22 protein-coding genes and 1 pseudogene are annotated in these 22,179 nt (G+C 58.5%); 10 read left to right on the top strand and 13 right to left on the bottom strand.

The genetic code is table 11. The features are described from left to right. Nucleotides 1–35 precede the first annotated feature (35 nt). From hutU to hutI, 4 genes are read right to left on the bottom strand one after another with little or no spacing between them, the layout of a single operon-like run. Complete coding sequence (hutU, locus tag HY30_RS15625; RefSeq protein ID WP_034742866.1) at nt 36–1,700, bottom strand: urocanate hydratase; 1,665 nt, start codon at nt 1,698–1,700, stop codon at nt 36–38. Then, nucleotides 1,700–2,497, bottom strand: coding sequence for an N-formylglutamate deformylase (gene hutG, locus HY30_RS15620; RefSeq protein WP_034742863.1), 798 nt, complete (start codon nt 2,495–2,497; stop codon nt 1,700–1,702). Before hutG ends, hutU begins: the two co-directional genes overlap by 1 nt. Continuing rightward, nucleotides 2,494–4,032 (bottom strand): histidine ammonia-lyase, encoded by a 1,539-nt coding sequence (gene hutH / locus HY30_RS15615; protein WP_034742861.1) that lies wholly within the window; start codon nt 4,030–4,032, stop codon nt 2,494–2,496. Before hutH ends, hutG begins: the two co-directional genes overlap by 4 nt. After that, nucleotides 4,029–5,225, bottom strand: coding sequence for an imidazolonepropionase (gene hutI, locus HY30_RS15610; RefSeq protein ID WP_034742859.1), 1,197 nt, complete (start codon nt 5,223–5,225; stop codon nt 4,029–4,031). The genes hutH and hutI overlap by 4 nt, the downstream gene beginning before the upstream one ends. A 70-nt stretch (nt 5,226–5,295) precedes the next feature. Here hutI and HY30_RS15605 point away from each other — a divergent pair, with 70 nt between their 5' ends. Beyond that, nucleotides 5,296–6,660, top strand: a complete 1,365-nt coding sequence (locus HY30_RS15605) for a formimidoylglutamate deiminase (protein WP_034742857.1) — start codon at nt 5,296–5,298, stop codon at nt 6,658–6,660. Continuing rightward, nucleotides 6,657–7,358, top strand: a complete 702-nt coding sequence (locus HY30_RS15600) for a GntR family transcriptional regulator (protein ID WP_034742855.1) — start codon at nt 6,657–6,659, stop codon at nt 7,356–7,358. Before HY30_RS15605 ends, HY30_RS15600 begins: the two co-directional genes overlap by 4 nt. A gap of 200 nt (nt 7,359–7,558) precedes the next feature. Here the strand turns inward: HY30_RS15600 and petA are convergent, their stop codons facing one another. Together petA and HY30_RS15590 are read right to left on the bottom strand one after the other, a co-directional pair. Next, nucleotides 7,559–8,113 (bottom strand): ubiquinol-cytochrome c reductase iron-sulfur subunit, encoded by a 555-nt coding sequence (petA, locus tag HY30_RS15595; protein WP_034742853.1) that lies wholly within the window; start codon nt 8,111–8,113, stop codon nt 7,559–7,561. Nucleotides 8,114–8,398: 285 nt separating this feature from the next. After that, a complete protein-coding gene (locus tag HY30_RS15590; RefSeq protein WP_155839374.1) occupies nt 8,399–8,797 on the bottom strand; it encodes a hypothetical protein in 399 nt (132 codons plus the stop codon). Here HY30_RS15590 and HY30_RS15585 point away from each other — a divergent pair. Then, entirely contained in the window at nt 8,788–9,831 is a 1,044-nt protein-coding gene (locus HY30_RS15585) for a DMT family transporter (protein ID WP_241765754.1), read from the top strand. The two genes, HY30_RS15590 and HY30_RS15585, sit on opposite strands and share 10 nt — an antisense overlap. Here the strand turns inward: HY30_RS15585 and HY30_RS15580 are convergent. From HY30_RS15580 to HY30_RS20245, 3 genes are read right to left on the bottom strand one after another with little or no spacing between them, the layout of a single operon-like run. Then, entirely contained in the window at nt 9,828–10,397 is a 570-nt protein-coding gene (locus HY30_RS15580) for an RNA polymerase sigma factor (protein WP_034742845.1), read from the bottom strand. The two genes, HY30_RS15585 and HY30_RS15580, sit on opposite strands and share 4 nt — an antisense overlap. 10 nt (nt 10,398–10,407) lie before the next feature. Next, on the bottom strand, nt 10,408–10,842 hold the full coding sequence (locus HY30_RS15575; protein ID WP_034742843.1) for a Spy/CpxP family protein refolding chaperone: 435 nt from the start codon (nt 10,840–10,842) through the stop codon (nt 10,408–10,410). A gap of 10 nt (nt 10,843–10,852) precedes the next feature. Further along, nucleotides 10,853–11,170 carry a hypothetical protein gene (locus HY30_RS20245; protein ID WP_034742841.1) on the bottom strand — a complete coding sequence of 106 codons (318 nt, stop codon included), beginning with the start codon at nt 11,168–11,170 and terminating at the stop codon, nt 10,853–10,855. Nucleotides 11,171–11,425: 255 nt separating this feature from the next. Here HY30_RS20245 and HY30_RS15565 point away from each other — a divergent pair, with 255 nt between their 5' ends. The 3 genes from HY30_RS15565 to HY30_RS15555 all read left to right on the top strand — a co-directional run bounded on the left by HY30_RS15565 (nt 11,426) and on the right by HY30_RS15555 (nt 13,444). Then, entirely contained in the window at nt 11,426–11,830 is a 405-nt protein-coding gene (locus HY30_RS15565) for a hypothetical protein (protein WP_162176961.1), read from the top strand. A 173-nt stretch (nt 11,831–12,003) separates the two neighbouring features. Continuing rightward, nucleotides 12,004–12,552: an SDR family NAD(P)-dependent oxidoreductase gene (locus HY30_RS19840; protein WP_081812303.1), complete on the top strand. Its 549-nt coding sequence runs from the start codon at nt 12,004–12,006 to the stop codon at nt 12,550–12,552. Between the two features lie 229 nt (nt 12,553–12,781). Beyond that, nucleotides 12,782–13,444, top strand: coding sequence for a DsbA family protein (locus tag HY30_RS15555; protein WP_034742837.1), 663 nt, complete (start codon nt 12,782–12,784; stop codon nt 13,442–13,444). 19 nt (nt 13,445–13,463) lie between these two features. Here HY30_RS15555 and HY30_RS15550 read toward each other — a convergent pair whose 3' ends face one another. The 3 genes from HY30_RS15550 to HY30_RS15535 all read right to left on the bottom strand — a co-directional run bounded on the left by HY30_RS15550 (nt 13,464) and on the right by HY30_RS15535 (nt 14,750). Beyond that, nucleotides 13,464–13,709, bottom strand: a complete 246-nt coding sequence (locus HY30_RS15550) for a hypothetical protein (protein WP_034742835.1) — start codon at nt 13,707–13,709, stop codon at nt 13,464–13,466. Nucleotides 13,710–14,103: 394 nt separating this feature from the next. Next, nucleotides 14,104–14,400 carry a helix-turn-helix domain-containing protein gene (locus HY30_RS15540; protein WP_034742829.1) on the bottom strand — a complete coding sequence of 99 codons (297 nt, stop codon included), beginning with the start codon at nt 14,398–14,400 and terminating at the stop codon, nt 14,104–14,106. Then, the gene (locus HY30_RS15535) at nt 14,397–14,750 is read right to left on the bottom strand and encodes a type II toxin-antitoxin system RelE/ParE family toxin (RefSeq protein WP_034742826.1); all 354 of its coding nucleotides are present in this window, start codon (nt 14,748–14,750) and stop codon (nt 14,397–14,399) included. The genes HY30_RS15540 and HY30_RS15535 overlap by 4 nt, the downstream gene beginning before the upstream one ends. Before the next feature lie 128 nt (nt 14,751–14,878). Here HY30_RS15535 and HY30_RS15530 point away from each other — a divergent pair, with 128 nt between their 5' ends. Continuing rightward, nucleotides 14,879–15,361 carry a tetratricopeptide repeat protein gene (locus HY30_RS15530; RefSeq protein WP_034742823.1) on the top strand — a complete coding sequence of 161 codons (483 nt, stop codon included), beginning with the start codon at nt 14,879–14,881 and terminating at the stop codon, nt 15,359–15,361. A gap of 67 nt (nt 15,362–15,428) precedes the next feature. Here the strand turns inward: HY30_RS15530 and HY30_RS15525 are convergent, their stop codons facing one another. Beyond that, on the bottom strand, nt 15,429–16,709 hold the full coding sequence (locus HY30_RS15525) for a hypothetical protein (RefSeq protein WP_034743258.1): 1,281 nt from the start codon (nt 16,707–16,709) through the stop codon (nt 15,429–15,431). Between the two features lie 192 nt (nt 16,710–16,901). Between HY30_RS15525 and HY30_RS15520 the strand changes: the two are divergent. The 3 genes and pseudogenes from HY30_RS15520 (at nt 16,902) to HY30_RS15510 (ending at nt 22,178) form a co-directional block, all read left to right on the top strand. Then, nucleotides 16,902–19,288, top strand: a pseudogene (locus HY30_RS15520) (phosphoketolase family protein). Next, entirely contained in the window at nt 19,285–20,658 is a 1,374-nt protein-coding gene (locus HY30_RS15515; protein ID WP_034742820.1) for an MBL fold metallo-hydrolase RNA specificity domain-containing protein, read from the top strand. Before HY30_RS15520 ends, HY30_RS15515 begins: the two are co-directional and overlap by 4 nt. Continuing rightward, nucleotides 20,658–22,178, top strand: coding sequence for a thymidine phosphorylase family protein (locus HY30_RS15510; RefSeq protein ID WP_034742817.1), 1,521 nt, complete (start codon nt 20,658–20,660; stop codon nt 22,176–22,178). The genes HY30_RS15515 and HY30_RS15510 overlap by 1 nt, the downstream gene beginning before the upstream one ends. Nucleotide 22,179: the final 1 nt, after the last annotated feature.

Raw genomic sequence — 22,179 nt, 5'->3', positions numbered from 1 at the left:
ACAGGCAGATCCTGAGCAACTATTGCCGATCGCCTTCACAATATTGCCGGAAGATTCAGACCGTGTTCACGAGCACAATCAATGGCAGTTTCATATCCGGCATCAGCGTGGCGCATCACACCGCTCGCCGGGTCATTCCAAAGGACGCGAGCGATCCGGCGGTCTGCGTCCGCTGTTCCGTCGCAACAGATCACCATGCCGGAATGCTGAGAAAATCCCATACCCACACCGCCGCCATGATGGATTGAAACCCAGGTTGCCCCCGACGCGGTATTGAGCAAAGCATTGAGGAGTGGCCAATCTGATACGGCATCAGAGCCGTCCTTCATGGATTCCGTCTCCCGATTGGGGGATGCAACCGAGCCGGAATCGAGATGGTCGCGCCCGATAACAATAGGTGCGGACAATTCGCCCGTCCTCACCATCTCGTTGAAAGCCAGGCCGAGCTTGTGGCGCACACCAAGGCCGACCCAGCAGATACGTGCGGGCAGTCCCTGGAAGGCAATGCGCTCGCGCGCCATGTCCAGCCACTTGTGAAGGTGCGGATCGTCGACCAGTTCGCGGACTTTCGCATCGGTCTTGTAGATGTCTTCAGGATCTCCCGACAGCGCACACCAGCGGAACGGACCGATGCCGCGACAAAATAATGGGCGGATATAGGCTGGCACGAATCCGGGAAAAGCGAAGGCATCTTCAAGTCCTTCTTCCTTGGCGACCTGCCTGATATTGTTGCCATAATCGAGGGTCGGCACGCCTGCGTTCCAGAAATCCACCATGGCCTTGACGTGCACTTTCATGCTGGCACGCGCCGCCAGCTCCACTACCTTTGGTTCGGATTCCTGCTTCTCGCGCCATTCGGCCAGACTCCAGCCTTGCGGCAGGTAGCCATGCAACGGATCATGCGCGCTGGTCTGGTCGGTTACGATATCCGGGCGGACACCGCGCCTGTAAATATCGGGAAAAACATCAGCCGCATTGCCGATAAGCGCAACCGATTTCGCTTCACCTGCCGCGGTCCAGTCTGCAATAATTTCCAGCGCCTCGTCGAGGGAATCCGTTTTGGCATCGACATAGCCCGTGCGTATCCGAAAATCGACACGGGTCTCATCGCACTCCACAGCCAGGCAGCAGGCCCCCGCCATCACGGCCGCGAGCGGCTGCGCTGCTCCCATGCCGCCGAGGCCGCCCGTCAATATCCAACGTCCCGAGAGATTTCCCTTATAGTGCTGGCGCCCGGCCTCAACGAAGGTTTCGTACGTTCCCTGAATGATCCCCTGGGAGCCGATATAAATCCACGACCCTGCGGTCATCTGGCCGTACATGGCCAGACCTTTGCGATCCAGCTCATTGAAATGGTCCCATGTTGCCCAATGGGGCACAAGATTGGAATTTGCGATCAGGACACGGGGCGCATCGGCATGTGTGCGAAACACGCCGACCGGCTTGCCGGACTGGACAAGCAGCGTTTCATCCAGCTCCAGATCCTTGAGACTTGCAACAATCTTGTCGAAATCGGCCCATGTCCGTGCCGCACGGCCAATGCCACCATAGACAACCAGTTCATGCGGATTCTCGGCCACGTCCGGATGCAGGTTATTCATCAGCATACGCATCGGCGCTTCGGTGAGCCAGCTCTTCGCGGTAATCTCTGAACCCGTCGCGGGATAGATGTCTCTGAGGTTGTGTCGGTTGTTTATCATTACCTGCTTTCCAGTTTGATCGTCATGAATTCTATTGCCCGGAGAACCGCGCCGATATGCTCACGCAAATTGTCGGCCTTTCGGGCATCATATTGGAAGGGAGCCGTCTCGCTTTCGAGATAAGTCGATTGCGCCAACTCCATCTGAATCGCGTGCACGCCTTGCGCAGGCCGCCCATAATGACGCGTCGTCCAGCCGCCGCGAAAGCGGCCATCGCGCACCATTGTATAGCCCGGCGCCCGACGACAGACATCCTCCACGCCATCGGCGAGACGCGGATCGCACGCCCGGCCGGAATTCGTCCCGATATTGAAATCCGGAAGGCGACCCTCGAACAGAAACGGCACTCTGGAACGAATTGAGTGACAATCGTAGAGCACGGCCACGCCATGCATCCCCAGGACACGCTCGAGTTCGCCTGCCAGCGCAGCGTGATACGGCGCGTGCCAACGCACCCGGCGCGCTTCGATCTCCTCGGTGCCGGGCGCGTTCGTCCAGATGGGCTCACCTTCGAAGCTTGTCACAGGCACCAGGCCTGTCGTGTTCTGACCAGGATAAAGGCTCGCGCCGGACGGATCGCGGTTCGCATCAATCACGTAGCGATGAAAGTTTGCCCGCACAGATGTGGCTCCTGGCAGGATATCCGAATAAAGCCGGTCCACGTGCCAGTCGGTGTCGGCGAGCGACTGGCCGATCGGCGTGAGCCGCGCGAACACATCCGGCGGAATAAATGTACCGCTATGGGGAATTCCAAGGACGATCGGTCCCTGCCCCCGTTTGACATCAACGGGGTTCACAGTGTCACCGCATCGACACTGTCTGGCAGTCCTGCGGCCCGGGAAAGTACGGCGCCCTTTACCAGGGCACATGCGCGCTCAAGATCAGGCGCCATGAAGCGGTCAATATCCAGAGGCATGATCGATTGACGAATTGCTCTGACGACATTCTGCAAGGCCGGGCTGGTCTTCAGCGGCGCACGAAACTCGACGCCTTGTGCGCCGCAAAGAAACTCCACAGCCAGGATCATGCTGAGATTCTGGTTCATCCGGACCAGCCGCCTCGCACCGTGCGCCGCCATGGAAACGTGGTCTTCCTGGTTCGCAGATGTCGGCGTGGAATCGGTGGAACAGGGATTGGCCAGGTGCTTGTTTTCGCTCATCAGGGCGGCGGTCGTCACTTCGGCAATCATCATGCCCGAATTGAGACCCGGAGCCGAGGTCAGGAAGGGCGGCAGGTCAAAGGACAAGGTCGGATCCACCATCACCGCTACGCGCCGTTGCGCGATGGCGCCGATTTCCGCGATGGCCAGAGCAATCAGGTCCGCCGCGAAGGCAACCGGCTCGGCATGAAAATTCCCGCCGGACACAATCTCGCCCCGCTCCACGAGCACGAGCGGGTTGTCCGATACGGCGTTCGCCTCAATCTCCAGGGTTCGCCCCGCGCTGTCCAGCAGGTCAAGAGCTGCCCCCGTCACCTGTGGCTGGCACCTTATGCAGTAAGGATCCTGAACGCGTGCATCACCGACCTTGTGGCTTTCGCGTATTTGCGAGCCTTCGATTATCTGTCGCATTGCGCCTGCAACCCGTATCTGCCCGCGATGTCCGCGCAGTTCGTGAATTTCAGCGAGCAGGGGCGCCGTGGATCCCATAATGGCGTCCGTCGAGAGGGTGGCCGAGACGAGGCTTTGCAGAACGCTGGTCTTGGCTTCGAAAAGTCCGACGAGTGCGCAGGCTGTCGAAAACTGCGTTCCGTTGATCAGGCCCAGCCCCTCCTTGGGACCGAGCGCGATCGCCGACAGCCCCGCAGCAGCCAAGCCCTGGCTTGCGGGCATGCGTTCGCCCCCGAAGAAGACTTCCCCCTGTCCGATCAGGGCCGCAGCCATATGGGCCAGCGGCGCAAGGTCGCCCGACGCTCCAACGGAGCCCTGGACGGGAATGACCGGCGTCACATCCATTTCCAGCATGGCTTCGATCTGAGCAATGACGGGCCATGAAACACCTGACGCACCCCGACCGATTGATAACAGTTTCAGGACCATCATGAGCCGTGATGTTGCGATATCCAGCGGCTCGCCGACCCCGCAACAATGCGACAGGACGAGGTTGCGCTGGAGTGTCGCAGTGTCGGCCGGGTCGATCTTGATGCTCGCCAGTTTGCCGAACCCGGTATTGACCCCGTAGACGGCGGCGCTCCCGGCCGCAATCCTTGCGACAAGCTCTGCGGCGCGGTCCACAGGCCCGCGCGCCGTCTCAGCCAGCCGGGCCGGCCTGCCCTGTCGCCATATCTCTTCCAGGAGCGCCAATGATGCTGTTCCAGGTTGCAGAACAATCATGTGATCTCTCCCTCAAACATGCGCAGGTGCAAGGGATTGAAACCGATGCGGTATGACAGTTCTGCCGGGTGCGCGACATCCCACACGGCCAGATCTGCCTTTTGGCCGGATTTGATTTGTCCGACATCGGCAAGCCCCAGTGCGCGCGCGCCATGTATCGTTACACCGGCAAGGGCTTCCTGCGGTGTCATCCTGAACAGAGTGCAGGCCATGTTCATGCTCAGCAATAACGACGTCAGGGGTGACGATCCTGGGTTACAGTCGGTGGCAAGCGCCATGGCTACACCGTTCGCGCGTAAGGCGTCCAGGGGAGGCAATTTGGTTTCACGCAGGAAATAAAAGGCGCCGGGCAACAGCACGGCGACCGAGCCCGAGCGTGCCATTGCGATGGCATCAGCCGGTGTCGCGTATTCCAGATGATCGCATGACAGGGCATCGAAGCTGGCGGCAAGCGCGGCGCCTCCCAGCCAGGACAATTGTTCCGCGTGCAATTTTACCCGCACCCCAAGCAAACAGGCTTTTTCGAAAACCCTTTGAATCTGCTCAGTCGAAAAAGCTATGCCCTCGCAAAACCCATCGACCGCATCCACAAGTCCTTCATCATAGGCGGCGTCCAAGGCAGGCAGGCAAACCTCATCCAGATACGCGTCGCTGCGACCGACATATTCCTCCGGAACCGAATGTGCGCCGAGAAAGCTCGTGCGCACGCGTAAGGGGCGAAGCGTCGCGATCCTTCGGGCCACGCGCAACATTTTCAGCTCGGTCTCGACATCCAGTCCATAGCCGGACTTAATCTCAATCGTTGTCATTCCTTCAGCGATGAGCGCGTCTACCCGCCTCAGAGCTGATTCCAGCAAGCTCGTTTCGCTTGCCGTGCGTGTCGCAGCAACGGTCGCAACAATACCTCCGCCAGCCTGCGCAATTTCTTCATAGCTCGCGCCTTGCAGACGCATATCGAATTCGCTGGCACGATTACCGCCATGCACAATATGCGTGTGGCAATCGACGAGACCCGGCGTGAGCAGACGGCCTTCCATATCTAAAGCGTCAACCTCGCGTGCATCTTCGGGAATGTCCGCCATCCGACCGACCCAAGCCAATCGGTCCCCCCTTGTCCAGACCGCCCCGTCAGGGACAAGACCGTAAGGCGCGTCTCCATCAAGAGTCGCAAGCGTAGCATGGGTCAGTAACATGATTTTTGTTGCCTGTTGTCGTCAGCCATTTTATATGTGCGTACATAAAAATGAGTCAAGGAAGAACATAATGGCCGTAATCTGGGCTCGGACAGCGCTTCTCTCAGACGGCTGGGCCAATGCGGTTCGTATCGAAACCAGCCTCGATGGAATAATCCGTTCTGTCACCGCAGATACGTCTCCCCAGGGACAGATAGTCGGCATACTGCTTCCGTCGCCAGCCAACATTCATTCGCACGCGTTCCAGCGTTCCATGGCAGGGTTGACCGAAAGGCGGGGCCCCGATCCGCGGGACACTTTCTGGACCTGGCGGCAACTGATGTTTCGCTTTCTCGATCGACTGAATCCGGACCATGTCGAGGGCATCGCTGCCTTTGTCCAAATGGAAATGCTTGAGGCAGGTTATTCGGCCAATGTCGAGTTTCACTATCTGCATCATCAGCCAGGCGGTGCTCCCTATGACAGACTTGCAGAAATGTCGGACCGCATTATTGCGGCCGCATCGACAACCGGAATCGGATTGACCCTCCTGCCCGTTCACTATCAATATGGCGGCTGCGACAAGCGCCCACTTGGGCCCGGCCAGGTCCGCTTCGGAAACGACTTCGACCGATATGCACGTCTTGTAGAAGATGTTGCAAAATCCGTTTCCAGCTTGCCAGCCGACTGTCGAACCGGCGTAGCGCCCCACAGCCTGCGAGCCGTGGCCGCCGAGGACATTCAGTCGGTCGAGCGACTGGCGGGCGATGGGCCCATCCACATGCATCTGTCGGAACAACAGGCCGAAGTCGATGAAGTGATCGCCCGCTACGGCGCACGCCCCGTAACCTGGTTCCTGGATAATTGTAATGCAGGACCCAGATGGTGCCTCATCCACTGCATCCAGATGCAAGCCGAAGAAACAGAAAGGCTCGCCCGGACCGGCGCCGTGGCTGGTATCTGCCCGGTGACTGAGGCCAGTCTGGGAGATGGTATCTTCAATGCAACCGGTTGGCTCGGCGCCGGCGGCGCGCTGGCGATTGGTTCGGATTCGAATATCCGCATATCGCTTACCGAAGAACTGCGCGCGCTGGAGTATTCCCAGCGTCTTCGGGATCACTCCCGTGCGGCGCTCGCAGCACCGCCTCAGTCAACCGGCCGCCATTTGTTCGAGCTTGTCAATCAGGGCGCGGCGATCGCCGCCGGCCGAAATAGCGGAGAGATCCGGGAAGGTGTCCTGGCTGACCTTGTCGCGCTCGATGATGAAAGTACCTGTCTGGACAGCCGATCGGGAGATGCGCTGCTCGACAGCTATATCTTTGCCGGTGATGATCGTCTCGTGACGGATGTCTGGTCTGCAGGTCGGCATCTGGTGCAGAACGGACGCCACCGGGATCATGACCAGATAACCGGGCGTTACCGCGAGATCATGCGCGAACTCGGAGACGCAATATGAAACGTGAGACGCTCAAAAACTGGCAATCGGTGCGCAAGGAAGTGCTCAACCGGATTCATTCGCGACAGTGGAAGCCCGGAGAACTCATACCCAATGAAGCCGACCTGGCACAGGAGTTCGGCTGCGCCCGGTCCACAGTGAACCGCGCGCTGCAAAACCTCGCAGACGACGGTTTGCTTGATCGCCGGCGCAAGGCCGGCACACGCGTCGCAATGCATCCGGTGCGCAAGGCGACAATGTCGATTCCCGTGATTCGCAATGAGATCATCGCGAGGGGAAGCGCTTATGGATACGACCTGATTTCTTCGGAGCGCAGTACGCCCCCCCCCCACGTTGCAGCTCTGATGGGATTGGCGCCACGCGCCGGCGTTATTCATATTGTCTGCGTTCATTCGGCAGATGACACACCCTATGTTATTGAGGATCGCTGGATCAGTTCTGATTGGGTTTCGCCCGACGATATGGTCAACTTTGCCAACCTTAGTCCCAATGAATGGCTCGTCACTCATGTCCCGTTCACTGCAGGCGACATTGCTTTTTCGGCCATATCTGCAGGCGCGTTTGAGGCAGCCCTGCTCGGGTGCGAATTGGGGGCGGCTTCGTTCGTCATTGACCGGACGACCCGTAACAACGAACGGACAATCACGACAGTTCGGCTCATCTTTGCCCCAGGGTACCGCATTGATACGGAAATCTGAATCAACTTTAGCTTCAGGTGGAATACTCTGCGCCTACCACCACTCGAGCACATATCCGGTCAAGAACCGACTGAAGGCGCCGGAATGGTCCTGAACAGATCCCAGGTGCATTCGTAATTGTCGGTCGTCAGCATCCCCCGGCCGGTTTGACGAAGGACAATTGGTCTTGTGACAGAGCGCCTCTAGAGCGAATCTGACGCTCAAATCGAAATCGTTACCAGGTCGTCGGTCACGTAGACGTAATCGGGAACAGGCAGGTTGAGCGGTGCCGGGCCCTCCCTGATTCTTCCGGAAATATCGTATTGCGAGCCATGACAGGGGCAATACCAGCCGCCATATGCGCCAACATTTCCCTGATTCGGACCAAGCGGTACGCAACCAAGATGGGTGCAGATACCAGACGTGATCAGAATATGGGGGTTTAGCGTCCCATCGGGTTTGGGACGCAGTCTGGCCTCGTCAGTTTCAGGATCGCGGAGGCGTTCAACGTTCACAGAGCGCGCTGCTGCAATCTCCGCGTCGGTCCTGCGACGGATGAACCAGGGCAAGCCACCGATCAGCACCCGGATTTCACTGCCTGCCTCCAATTTTGAAATATCCACGTCGAGCGAACTCGAAGCCCGTGTATCGCCGGCCGGGTTCATCTGGTCGACAAGGGGCCAGGCTGCCATGACAGCCCCTCCGAAAGCAAAGGCTCCCGTCGCAATGAAGATGAAGTTGCGGCGTTCGCTATCTGGAGAAGATAAATCTGTCATGGGACATTACCCTGTCTTTCATGGACGCTTGAGCTGACCCCGGAGGGCGTCTTCGGTTGCGTGCCGGACTAAGGCTCCGCAGCGCGTCGCCGATATTCGGGGGACGCGCGACAGCACTGCGGAGCCAGAGCGAGAAGGCGGGGGAACACATTCTCGCCCTGTCCGAATAGGCACTCATCGGTTTGGTTCTGGCTCGGGACCCTCATTGAGGGGGAAGGGAGGGCTACACAATGAAGGCCCCGAGCCAAGGGCGGCGACACCCGTAACGGATGCCGGGCATCCGCCCTATTCAGTTTGAGCGGTGTCCTTGCCATCAGGCATCATCGAACAATAGTCGTCGGGGTTGTGCCCCATGGCCTCATGCTTGGCCTGGCAGTCTTCGGCGTTCATCTTGTCATGATCCATCATGCTGCCATGGTCCATCATCTCACCCATCGTCGCATCGCCCATTTCGTGACCTGCGCCTTCACCGTGTTCCATCATGTGACCATCAGCCATTTTCTCCTTCATGCCTGCCATGCAATCGCTTGATCCGTCCTGTCCTGGCATGCAGGACTTCGCCGCGTCGGCCGGGGCTTCGACTGCAGGTTTATCACCATGGTCGTGTGAGGCGTGACCTTCCTGCGCGAGTGCTGCGGGCGACAAGGCGAATAGAGCGACGGCGGTAATCCAGATTGGTTTCATTGATGTCATCCTCTTTTTTCAGGTTGCCGCCCAAGGGGTATCGGGCGGTTGCTACGTATTACGCAGCTCGCGCGCAGCACCCTCAGGACCAGATGCAGCTCCCTGCACAATTCTTCAAAAGGCAAACCATGTTCGACCCCCGTTTGCTCGCCGCAATTGTCATGGTTCTGTGGGCGTCATGCTATCCACTGATCACGCTGGGACTTGATGACGCACCACATCTGACCTTCGCAGCCCTCAGGGCGATAATTGCCGGCACCGTACTGATCACTGTAGCCGGGCTCAAGCACGCGCCCCTGCCCCGTACGCCTGCCGCCTGGGGCTGGATTATCCTGGCGGGCCTTAGCATGACGACTTTTGGCTATTTCGGTATGTTTCATGCCGCCGACTTCCTGTCGCCAGGCCTCGCAACGGTGATTGAAAGCCTCCAGCCCCTGCTGGCTTCGCTGCTGGCGATCGTGTTCTTGCGCGAACGGCTCGGCCCGGCGGCGTGGTTTGGCCTTGTCCTTGGCATTATTGGTGTCGTACTTATCGCCGGCCCGCGCATTTTTGCGCCTGGTGGCGCCTCTACAGCACTTGGCATTGGCTTTGTCGTTCTCGCAACGAGCGGTGTCGCTATCGGCAATATTGCAATAAAGATGCTGTCGGTCGAAGTCGATGCCGCCATGGCCATGGGCCTTCAACTCCTTGTTGGGGCGCTTCCGATCACATTTCTGGCCCTGGTAACTGAAACACCCTCAGCAATAAACTGGTCGCCCGTTTTCATCATTTCGCTGCTTGGTCTCGCATTGCCCGGAACGGCTCTAGCCTATTGGCTTTGGCAAACCACTCTCAAGTCACTTGATGTTTCAAAGGCGGCCGCTTTCAGTTTCCTGGTCCCGATCATTGGCGTCAGCCTGGGTGCCGGCTTCTTCGGCGAGCCGTTAACCGCAAGCGTCATAAGTGGAGTGATCTTCGCCGCGATTGGCGTGTACCTCGCTTCGCGTCCGCGAAAATCGCGATCCCGCTCTGCTTTGACACCGCCTGCGTCTTAATTATCGGCATTGACCTGGCTCTGAAGACTCTTCCGGGCGCGATAAACGCGTGTCTCAACGGTCTTGACCGATACACCCAGGATGTCGGCGACTTCGCTCTGGGGCAAGTCCTGCAGAACTTGCAGTGTGAAAGCCTGTTTCAGCTTTCCCGGAAGCGCGTCAATCAGGGCACTTACCCTTGCCAGCTCGTCACGACGTTCATATTCCTCCGAAATATTTTGCGAAGGGTCGGCGATGTCGGGGCGATCAGGCCCATCAAGCGGCGCGGCGGTAAAGAAGAAGCTGCGCACAGCGCGTTTACGACCATGATCGCGCACCTTGTTGAGCGCGATATGGTAGAGCCATGTCGAGAATTTACGCGAAGGGTCGTAACGGGCCAGACCGCTCCAGGCAGCCGCGAATGCATCCTGCAGCACGTCATAAGCGTCGTCACTCCCCTGCATGCAACGATGTATGTAGCGATAGAGAGGTTCTTTATACCGGCGCATGAGTTCGGTGAAGGCGCGCTCGTCGCCCCCTGCTGCGGCTAGAGCAAGCTCCGCGTCGTTTCGCTCGGTTTCATGCACCTGGCTAAGCCTAGTCCCCCGTCAGTGCCCGAACGACTTCTGCATCGAAGACTGCCGCCTGCTCCTCTGTAAGCAGTTCTCGCATTTCAAATACATGTTCGATGGTCAATTTCTGCAATTCCCCCATTGCCTGATGAAACTCCTCAATTGCCGCCTGAACCCTCGGCGAGTTTGTCTTGTCTGCGCTGATCGCCTCTGCGAGCGCCCGATTTGCTCCCTTGAGCCGGGCTTCTAGCTCGGATTTGCGGATCGCAAACCTGTCTTCAATCACGTCCAGTTTCCCTGCCTGATCCTTGCTCAGGTTCAGGTCGTGATGGACCAGATCATGCAGTCCCGCCGCTGAGCTGGACGGACGGGCATTGTTCAGAGGTCCCGATAAAAATACTCCCGTCATGCCCGCGCATAGAGCGATGAAGGCGACGATAATCCAGTGTTCCAGCTTCATCCGCCTGTGATTATCCCAGGAGACCCGATGGCGCAAACGGTGCCTGCGTCGAAAATACTTCAAATCCAGAGGCTGGCGGGCCCGATGGGGCGGCCAATATACCGACAGAAAGTCCAATAGCGACCGCGAGGGTCATCGCGCCAATTCGGCTCATCAGGGGCGCGGCCATCAAACCGCCGCCGGCAGGAAAAGAAGCGGGCAGCTCTGCGAACACGCCTTTCTGGCGGGCATCTATCCGGTCCCAGACCTGAGGCTCAACATTGCGCAGGTCCCTGTCAACGGGACCTGATTTAAGCCGAGCGAGCAATTGGTCGAGATCTTTGGACATGTATTCACCTCATATCACAAACGTTAGGTATCATTGCGTATTGCGTGGTACGCCCGGCCTGCGCTTAGCCCTCAAAAAAGAGTCAGACTTGTCTAGGGCTCATCAAGACAAACTGCAATTGGCGCGCTGCTGGATACATCTGAACCGGTATGATCGTTCAACACGCTGGGATCAGTCCTCAATCTGCGATAGCCTGACCCCATGGCAATGAATTTTCGAGTTCCGGTCTCTCGATGGCGCACAGCGGGCGTTTACATGTTATTGATGGCCGGTTTCAATACCGTCTGGGAAATCGCGCAGTTTCCACTCTATCAGATTTGGCTCGAGGGCTCGTTTCGCGAGCAAACCTTCGCCATAGTCCACTGTACAATCGGCGACATCATGATCGCGGCCGCCTCACTTGCACTGGTATATGCGCTGATCGGGCGAGGAGAATGGCCGCATCGAAGATTTTGGGCGACGGCGCTGGCGACAACCGCGTTCGGGGTCGCCTATACGGTGTTCAGTGAATGGCAGAATGTATCGGTACGTGGCAGCTGGGCGTATCGCGATATCATGCCGCTCGTGCCGCCGTTTGGAACGGGCCTCGCCCCACTCCTGCAATGGACAATCCTGCCCTTGGCGGCGTTCGTCCTCACGCGCCGGGTTTCCCGGGCCTGAAACACCCGCGATTTTTTCTCTCGGGTGGCATCATGTGTGGACATTGGCTAATCACGGTTCGATGCGCTGGTCGGTCGCGTCGCAGTGCGCGCATCGCAGCCGCGCACGTCGAGCCGGCCAGCTTCCTACAGGGAAAATTGGACGCCAGATCATGAGGCGTGGGAATCGAGTGGATGACCGAATGGGCTGATCGCTACATGGCCACCGGAACGCATCGTCATGAGATATCGAATGCAATTGAAGGACAAGGTCGCAATCATCGCGGGTGCCATCAGCGGCATTGGCAAAGCTGCCGCACTCCTATTTGCCAGAGAAGGCGCGAAGATGGTGCTTGGTGCTCACCGCGGGAGCTTTTGGGCAGGATTGCTGATGAAATTCACGAGACCGGCGGCGAGGCCACCGCACTTGTCGGGAACGTGAAGGAAGCAGAGTATGCAAAGCGCCTTGTCGACCTGGCGGAGTGCGCATTCGGCGGACTCGATGTCGAATTCAACAATACCGGCATTATCGGCGACGTAGGACCGATAACCGACATGGCACCGGAGAATTGGCACGACGTCATCGCGGTATGGTCAAAGGAACGAAATCAAACTGCCTTTTACGGCTTCTGCACCCTGATTTCAGGCGAACTAGCACAATGCAACTACAGTGTGAAAGCGAGCGGCAGGAAACAACTGGCTCCCCCTTATGCCAATTCAGTTTCCGCTGACAATGCCAGCTGAAGAACGGAGTTGAAGATGCCGACGTTTATCTCGACTCCATAAATTCCTGGCAGACAGTAGGCGCACCAATTGTTCAGTCACATATTTTGAAACAATCGTGATCGGTATTCGAGCGAAAGTCATTCCACAATTTGCGACGCCGCCTTAATATTCATTGAAAGGCTGCCGTTACCGCGTTGCCTTTCCATGAATACTGCTGCCCGCGTTTGGTAAAGAGGATAGAGGCCCCATGACGATCAGACAGACCCTCAGAGCTTCACTGCTCGGCATTGCACTGATCATGTTCAGCGCGCCAGGCCCAGCGCTTGCGCAATCGTCGCAAAGCATCGCCGGAAATCTGTCAGAGGAGGATTTTGCCAAACTTCGTGCCGATATCGAGAATGACACACTCGCCCCCATGGCCAACGCGGATACCTACAACGTCACTGTTGTTGTCTTTTCCGACTATCAATGTCCATACTGCCGAAAGATTCATCCGGAAATACAGAGTTTGATTGACAGTGATTCTGCCGTGCGCGTTGTTTACCGGGACTGGCCCTTGTTCGGTGAAGGGTCTAGGGAAGCGGCGCGTCTTGCCATTGCTTCAACCTTCCAGGGCAAGCATGAGGAAATGAACAGAGCGCTTATGTCGATTCCCGGTAAACTAACGCCGGACAAAATCCAAAATGTAGCTGTCAAAGCAGGCGTGGACTGGTTTAGACTTCAGTCAGATGTGGAAGCACATGAACCAGAGATAAACGCGCTACTTGCGAAGAATAGCCTGCAAGCGGCTTTGCTCGGCTTGAACGGCACACCTGGCATTTTGATCGGCCCGTATCTTATCCCAGGAGCAGTTGATCGGGCAACGCTGCAAGCGGCCGTCAAATCGGTCCGTGAGTCGTCTGCTCAGTAGCGACAATAGTTGAGTTCCCTCAGTTTGCTCCTGTGAAGCCACCTGTGGCCGTCAAATATGCAATTACCCTAATGATGGCGGTTGCGCCTGCCGTAACCCAGTAATTACCGTGTGCGACGTAACCACCCGCCGCGCCGACCAGAGCGCACACGCTGCTTACCACAAGAAAACCGGGCAGGCTGAACACGCCAAGCCCCAGCCAGAAGAAGAGCGACAGCCCGAATGAAACCAGTATTGCAAGGACAAGTTGGCGTACAAAGATCATCTTGAGACTCCTCAATGCGTTCGTATCACGAAGTGTGGGTGCGTCGAAATTGCGACCTGCTTCCGAAAAACCGGACCACTTCAATGGGGCAGACTATTTTCTTGCAGACGCGATGGCATTGTCAAAAGAAACGACATTGCTAATGTGTCGTAGCCGATTGTTTCCTGCTGCTCGTTTCCGCGCTGTAGCTGCCGAAGCATTGTTCGCCTGAAATTAGGGCGACGGGGCCAGGAGAGACGATCCGAATTGGTTCCCTTGACAAGGCCTGCATCAGCACGGCGAGCTGCATGATTGCGGGCGACGTCTTGAAGTACCGGAACGAGTTTTTCGACATGAATTGAGGCTAAGCGCCCCTGCCCCGCGTCTCAAGGCGTTTGCCCTGACAATGCCCCCTTCAGGCGACCAGATCGAGGCTCAGCTTGTGACCAACAGCATCAGCCGCGCGCATCAGCGTCGCCAATTCAACATGGTCATTCTGAGGGTCAAGGATCCGGTCAAGCTGGCTGCGACTGGTGTTCATGCGCTTGGCCATTTCGACCTTGCTGATCGCCTTGGCTTTCATGGCCTCGCGGATTTTCCAGGCGAATACACGGAGAAGTGCGACCTCCTGCGCTTCCTCATAAATGCCCTCCTCTTTCAGGAAGTCATCGAAGCTGGAGCCGATACCGGCCTTGCCCTTTTGTGCACTCATGATTCAATCTCCTTTTTGCGAGTCTTAGCCAGATCCAAGTCTGCTTTCTGTGTCGCCCGGGTCTTTTTGATAAACCCGTGCAGCAACACCATTTGCCCGTTCTCCACACAGAACAGCACCCTTGCCATGCGGTTTCCGGGGAGATTGGACCGCACTTCATGTAGGCCGCTCCCCATCGGTCGGGACACCGGCATCCCGATGGGCCAACTATATTCAACAGTCTTGATATCGGCTCCGATGATCTTGCGCTCATCCTCACTGACATCTTCCTTCAACCAGTCCCGCACAGGCTCACTGCCTGCTGCGGATTGGTAGAACACGACCTCAATTTTCTTGTCTGTCTCAGGCAACCGGACCTGTCCTCTTCGTGGGATATGTACCGCACATGGTGCATTGTCAAGATTGGCGGAATCTTACTTTCTCGTGATTCGCCCGATTTTCTGCGCTGATGGTTGCGGTCAGATTGCTCTGCAACTTCATGCTCCCGGCATGCGATGAATCCTATCAGGCGCCTGCTCTGGCATATCCCCCTCCTGACATTGCCGATCTCGATCAGGGGGCGAGCCTGTTTGACGATCATATCGGCAGCTGGATTGCTGCCGGCTGGGCCTATTTCGTGTCCGGCGACTTAGACGCCAGCCGGGCCCGGTTTGAGCGGGCGCATGATATTGACCACAAATTTGCGGAATCGTTCGGCTCACTGGCCGTGCTCGATGCCGTGGAAGGCAACACGAAAGAGGCCCAGCGCAAAGCGCTGACGGCCGTGCGGCTGGATCGGGAATGCTTTTCCGCCACGCTGGCCCAGACACTTCTCCTGTCAGGTGCCGGGAATGAACACAGGGCAAAGGAATTGTTCGAACAGGCGCTGACCACGCCGATTGGCAAGGACGCGCGTGATCTTGCCCATAATTGGTGGACACTTAGCAACGGGAGTTTCGTCTCCCTTGGAGGTGTCAGATGACGAAACGCAAGCCGTACCGGCGTTACAGCGCTCAGTTCAAGAAAGAAGCGATCCGACGCGCGAATGATCAGAACTGATAGACTGGCGCAAATCCGCCGCCACTCGTCCGGAAATTTGTCGTCTGTCCCTGGTAAACGCGTGCGGCCAGCAGCAGAGTTTCCCCGGCATAGGTATATAGCCGAACATCATATTTGAGCGTTATGCGCTGGCCAGCCACAGTGACGGCTCGCATTGTCGGCGCGATCAGGGCCTGGGCAATATAGTTTCCAGCCAGAATATCCGCCCAGACCCGTTTCGTCAGCTTATCACCGCGATAAGTCGCCCGGCTGCCGAAGCCAGCAGCGGGTTTGAAGAAATATCCGCGTCGATCGGTCCAGAGTTCGTCGGCGACATCTTCTGTGACGCGCCGTGTACCAGGAATCTTCGAGAGCGCCGCGCGATGAGCCGCATCGGCGCTCCAGGACTCAAGCAGATCTGCATCGCTAAGCCAGATCAGGTTCTGCTTGTCGGCATAGAGCGCGTGATGGCGGGGCGCCGGACTGACAATCGCCGCGTCCTCCAGGAGTGCGGCGCGCAAGTGAGCGTTACCTGGCTCAGACAGATCAAAATCCGTGAGCCTGTTATAGACCATGTCGATCGTCTTGCCGCCGGAGGTCAGAACGCCATTCTCGAAAGTCAGCGCCTCGGGGCCAAGGATCAGGGTTTCGATACCATTGCGCGTCAATAAATCCCGGGCGAGCAACATGTCCGGATAGAGGTATTGCTCAGAGGCATCCTCATCGACAATTGCCACTGTGTTCGGACCGCCTTCTCGTCCCGCCGCCTGCCATTCTGCGATGAAGCTCTCCACCAGGAGTGTATCGATCGCGTCTGAACTTGTGAGGCGCGCATCCCCGCAAGCTACCGCAAGTTCTGCGACGGCACGCTGGAGCGCGTTGACCAGGAAAGCCCCACCCGCATTCGTGTTGACCTCGATGAGCTTCGGCCCGTCTTCAGAAATGTGAAAATCATACCCCATGAACAGACCGCGCGTGCCCGTCTGAACGCCGGTAATCCTGTCGCTTGACCGAGCCAGCGCCGCGTCCTGAAACGGCGCAAGTGCGGCAACCGCTTCAATTGCCGCCACCTGGGCCTGCATTGCGGCCAGGTCTGCAGGCGAGACGAACACAGCGGTAGCGGCGAACAGGTTTGGCCGCGCGGCCAGCAGCGCGCCGAGTTCATGATTGCCGGCATGCTCCAAAATAGCTGCATCAAGTTCCGCCCTGCCAAGCGTCATACAAAAGCAGGACTGGTTGAGGGCGATCAGGTCGGTGGCGCCGTCAAGTTCGCAGGTCTCATCGCACCTCATGGCGAATCCTTTCTGGGCGATGATCTGCGTCTGCAGATGCAACCCGTTTCCTGCTTATAGGCGCCGGTCCAGGCGCGGGGAAGACGGCTCATTTTGCGCCAGTCTGATCCTGAGGGTTTGACCGCCACGCGCCGTATCAAAACCGTTCACCTCATTTCTGACGCGTGAACTGGCAAGGGGATATCTGCGATCATGACAGCACACTGGCCCAGCGGATATGGCGTGATTGTCCATACCAGAGAGACGCAGCAACGGCTTCAGAGTATTTGCAGGCTGCCGAGCGCGGAGACCTGGCGCTGGCTCCCGCTGACGTGCCGGACATATTCTCCGCAACAGACAGGCTCGCGAATGCGGCAATGTGGCTCATCGCACACATGTCATATGCGCGCCGTTTTGACCTCACTGGCGCGGCGCTGGAGGCCAAGGATTTCAAGCAAACGCCTGAAGGGCATATGGGCGGATCGCTCAACATGGCGGTTGCGTTTGCAGGCTATCTCGCCGCCAATGCACTGAGTGGCCATACGCGCGCCTGGACCCTTGGGCAGGGTCACTGCGTTGCCGCCATCGAAGCCATCAACGCGCTGACAGGTGACGTGTCAGCGACGCAGCGTGGTCGCTATGATCGTAGCGAAGCCGGGCTGAACGCGCTCGCCCGCGACTTTTACAGTTATGCGATCACCCCTGATGGCCGCCCTGGTGTTCCGCTGGGTAGTCACGTCAACCCGAATACGGCCGGCGGGCTGTCAGAGGGCGGGTATCTTGGCTTTGCCAGTCTCCAGTATGTCCACATGCCTTTGCCGGGCGAGCGCCTTGTCGCCTTTCTGAGCGACGGGGCGTTTGAAGAGCAGCGCGGGTCCGACTGGGCGCCGCGCTGGTGGCGGGCCAGCGACAGCGGCTTCGCCATACCCGTCATGGTGCTGAACGGTCGCCGGATCGAACAGCGCACGGAGATCAGCCAGGAGGGCGGGCTTGATTGGCTGGTCAAACATCTTGAGCTGAGCGGGTTCGACCCAATCATCGTGGATGGCCATGATCCACTGTCTTACGCCTGGGGCATTTTGGAGGCTGAGGCGCGGCTCGCAAAACTGGTCGAAACCGACGGCCCCTACCCTGCGCGACTGCCCTATCTGATCGCGCCTTGCATCAAAGGATTTGGTTTTCCCGGGGCTGGCAGCAACAGGGCGCACAATCTTCCGCTCGACGGTCATCCACACGAGAACGCTTCGGCACGAGAGACTTTCAACGCAGGCGCGCGGACACTCTTCACCCTGCCGGAAGTCCTGGATGATGCTGTCCGGACCCTGAGTGTCCACACAGCGCAAAACCGTCCCCTTGAAAGCCACAACGCGCTTGCTGTTCGCAATGTAGCCAGCCCGGACCTGCCCGCGCCTGCAGCGGTTTCAGAGCGCAGCCCAGCCCCGAATTGCGCCATGGACGCAATCGACCGCTGTTTCACTGATATTGTCCGCGCCAATCCACGCTTGCGGGTCCGCGTTGCAAACCCGGATGAGCTGCGATCAAATCATATGCCGCTAACGCTTGAAATGCTGAAGCACAGGGTCAACGCGCCAGAGCCTGGCACGCCGGAGGCTGTCAATGGCAGTGTCATTACGGCCCTGAATGAAGAGGCGGTAATTGCAGCGGTCTTGGGAAACAAGGGCGGGCTCAATCTTGCCGTCAGCTATGAAGCCTTTGCGATGAAGATGCTGGGCGCGCTGCGCCAGGAGATCATCTTTGCCCGCCACCAGAAAGAGCTTGGTCAGTCTCCGGGCTGGATCAGCGTCCCGCTGATTGCAACCTCGCATACCTGGGAGAATGCCAAGAATGAGCAATCCCATCAGGATCCGACCCTGCCCGAAGCCTTGCTTGGTGAAATGTCGGAGACTGCCCGTGTGATCTTTCCGGTCGACGCAAGCAGCGCTGCGCAGGCCCTGCGCGTCGTCTATCGCGGACATGGCGAAATCGCCTGTCTCGTGACACCGAAACGAGATGTCCCGGATATCCTGTCTCAGGAAGAAGCTGCAGCTGCCCTGGATATCGGGGCAATTCACATTGCCGGAGATGTCACAGCGGCGCGTGTCCAGCTGGTCGCGATCGGCGCCTATCAGGCGCAGGAAGCCCTCGCCGCACATCGGCGCCTGACCGATCGCGGCCTGCCATGCTGCGTCACCCTTATCCTGGAGCCTGGCAAGTTTCGCGCCGGGCGCGACCCGCTGGAACGCGCTTTCACGGCAACGGACGAAACGCTTCACACCCTGTTTCCGGTCGGACTGCCGCGCGTGCTACTGACCCATACCAGGCCGGAGCCGATGACCGGCATCCTCCGGCGAATCGACGGCGGTCCGGATCAAATGCGCGCGCTGGGCTATATCTCGCGCGGCGGGACTCTGGATGTGCATGGCATGCTATTCGCCAATCACTGCACCTGGGCTCACGCCGTTGATGCTGCCATCACCGTTCTGAAAGAATTACCCTCAGACCTTCTGTCTGCAGATGAGCGCCGGGCCATTGAAGGCTCCGGCAACCCGTCTGTGCTGACACATGCAAAACCCATTCACCGCGAGGAGACCGCACTATGACCCTTACCCTGACCAGCCTTGGCGGCGCAGGAACCGTTACCGGTTCACGCCATCTCCTCGAATGCAACGGCCAGCGCCTTCTGATCGATTGCGGCCTTTTTCAGGGTTACAAGGCTTTGCGCGAACGCAACTGGGCGCCATTTCCAGTCGATCCGGCATCGATTGACGCGATCGTACTCACCCACGCTCATATTGATCATAGCGGATACCTGCCGAAACTGGTCCGGGAAGGTTATCGTGGACCGGTCTTCTGTTCGAGCGCGACCAAGGACCTTTGCGGAATCCTGCTACGTGATAGCGCCTATATTTCAGAGCGCGACGCCGAGCGCGCCAACCGTTACCGCTACACCCGGCACACGCCAGCCAAACCGCTATATACGATCGCCGACGCCGAGGCGGCCATAGAGCTGCTCACGCCGATAGAGTTTCATCAGGACATTCATCTCGCCATCGGTGCCGATATCCATTTGCGGCGGGCCGGCCATATTCTCGGTGCATCAACAGTCGAGGTGCGCTGGGGCGGCAAAACCATCGTCTTTTCCGGGGACCTCGGACGCTACGGCGATCCATTCATGTTCGATCCCGAGCCCGTGCGAAAAGCTGACTATGTCGTCGTGGAGTCAACCTATGGTGATCGCACCCACCCAAAGGTCGATCCCATGGAACAATTGGGCGAAGTGATCGATCGTACAGTCAGACGCGGTGGCACGATTATTATTCCGGCTTTCGCCGTCGGGCGCACCCAGCTTATCCTCTACCACATCTGGATGCTCAAAAAGGCGGGTCAGTTCCAGAATGTTGCAATCTATCTGGACAGTCCGATGGCGATCAACGCGACAGAACTGCTCTGCGCGCATCTCGAAGACCACAGATTTGCACCGCAGGTTTGCAAAGAAACCTGTTCGATCGCGACATATGCCCGAGATGTCGAAGCGTCCAAGGCGATCACCCAGGACCAGATGCCAAAAGTCGTGATCGCGGCAAGCGGGATGGTGACGGGAGGACGCGTGCTGCACCATATTCAGGCCTTCGGCGGAGACCGGAAGAACACGATCCTGTTTGCCGGATATCAGGCCGCCGGCACGCGCGGCGACAGGATTCTCAAAGGTGCGAACACGGTCAAAATGTTCGGCCACGATGTTCATATCGGCGCGGAGATCGCCAATCTGCCCGCCCTGTCAGCCCATGCTGACGCGGATGAACTGATGACCTGGCTTGATGGGTTTGAAACGCGCCCGACACGCGCCTTTGTTGTTCACGGCGAACCGGACGCGTCAGATGCGCTGAGCGCGCGCATGCAGGATGAGCTTGGTTGGCGCAGCGACGTCGTCGAGAGCGAGAAAACCTATGATCTGGGTGGAAACATGTGATGGGGCGCGACAACCGCTCACAACACCCCGGTCAACTGACCGCCCGGCGACTCAAATGGCATACCCAGGATGATGCGATTATCCTGATGCGGACCGACTGCCCGGTTTGCCGCTCAGAAGGCCTGACCTCGCGCTCGCGCGTGCTGGTTGGTTGTGGCGAGACGGAAGTGATCGCGACCTTGCACCAGATTGAAGATGAGTGGCTCGCCCTTACCGAAGCGGGACTCTCAGAAGCGGCCTGGAAACGGCTCGGCGCGGAGCCGGGCTCGGCCCTCAAAGTCAGCCATGCCCCGACGCTACCCTCGCTCTCCGATGTCCGCCAGCGCATGACGGGCAAGCGCCTTCCAGGCGATGCCTTTGACCGCATCATCACTGATGTCGCAGCAGGATTGTATTCTGATGTGCATCTGGCCGCCTTTGTCTCGACCTGCTCGACCCTGCCTCTCGATATTCACGAGATGACATCCCTGACCGGAGCCATGGTCAAGGTGGGCGAGCAGCTCGACTGGGACCGGGAGATGGTCCTGGACAAGCATTGCATTGGCGGCCTGCCTGGCAACCGCACAACGCCCATCATTGTCGCTATCCTGGCCAGCCTTGGCCTGATCATTCCGAAGACGTCTTCGCGTGCAATCACGTCGCCTGCCGGGACGGCGGACACGATGGAAACGCTCACACCCGTCGACCTCTCGCTGTCTGAGATCAGGCGGGTGGTCGATGCGGAGGGCGGATGCCTGGCCTGGGGCGGCGCCGTGCGGCTCAGCCCGGCCGATGACATTCTGATCCGCATCGAACGCGCCCTCAACATTGACGCGGAAGGCCAGCTCATCGCATCAGTCCTGTCAAAGAAGATCGCCGCCGGTGCAACCCATGTGGTTCTGGATCTTCCCGTCGGGCCGACAGCAAAGCTGCGCAGTCAGTCTGATGCCCGGGCGCTTGCCCAGCACATGACGATCGTTGCAGGCGAATTTGGCCTGAAGACCAGGTGTGTATTCAGCGATGGACTCCAACCGGTTGGCCGGGGCATCGGACCTGCGCTCGAAGCCCGGGACGTGCTGCATGTCCTGCAAAGGAGCCAGAATGCACCGCCCGATCTTCGCGAACGCGCAATATCACTCGCCGGCACAGCCCTGGAACTCGCTGGCACGGCTGTACCAGGAACAGGCGTTGCGCTCGCCCGCGAGGCACTGGACAGCGGCTCTGCCTGGACGAAATTTCAGGCAATCTGCGCTGCTCAGGGCGGCATGCGCGAACCGCCCAGAGCACAACAAACAGTACCCGTCACGGCAATCCGAGCCGGCAGATTGTCGGCGATTGACAATCGCAAACTGTCTCGGCTCGCCAAACTTGCCGGAGCTCCGGCACGGCCAGCGGCAGGGCTGATACTCCACAAACGCCTTGGCGACGAGGTTGCATTCGGCGAGCCGGTTGTGACGATCCATGCAGAGGCGCCAGGAGAGATCGCTTATGCGATGGCCTATGCCATCTCCAACGCCGACATGTTCACCATCGAGAACTGAT

Origin of the sequence: Hyphomonas chukchiensis (assembly GCF_000682695.1) — a bacterium.
Taxonomy (GTDB): domain Bacteria; phylum Pseudomonadota; class Alphaproteobacteria; order Caulobacterales; family Hyphomonadaceae; genus Hyphomonas; species Hyphomonas chukchiensis.
The sequence above is the reverse complement of the archived record's forward strand: the minus strand, read 5'-3'. Positions and strand labels throughout refer to the sequence as shown.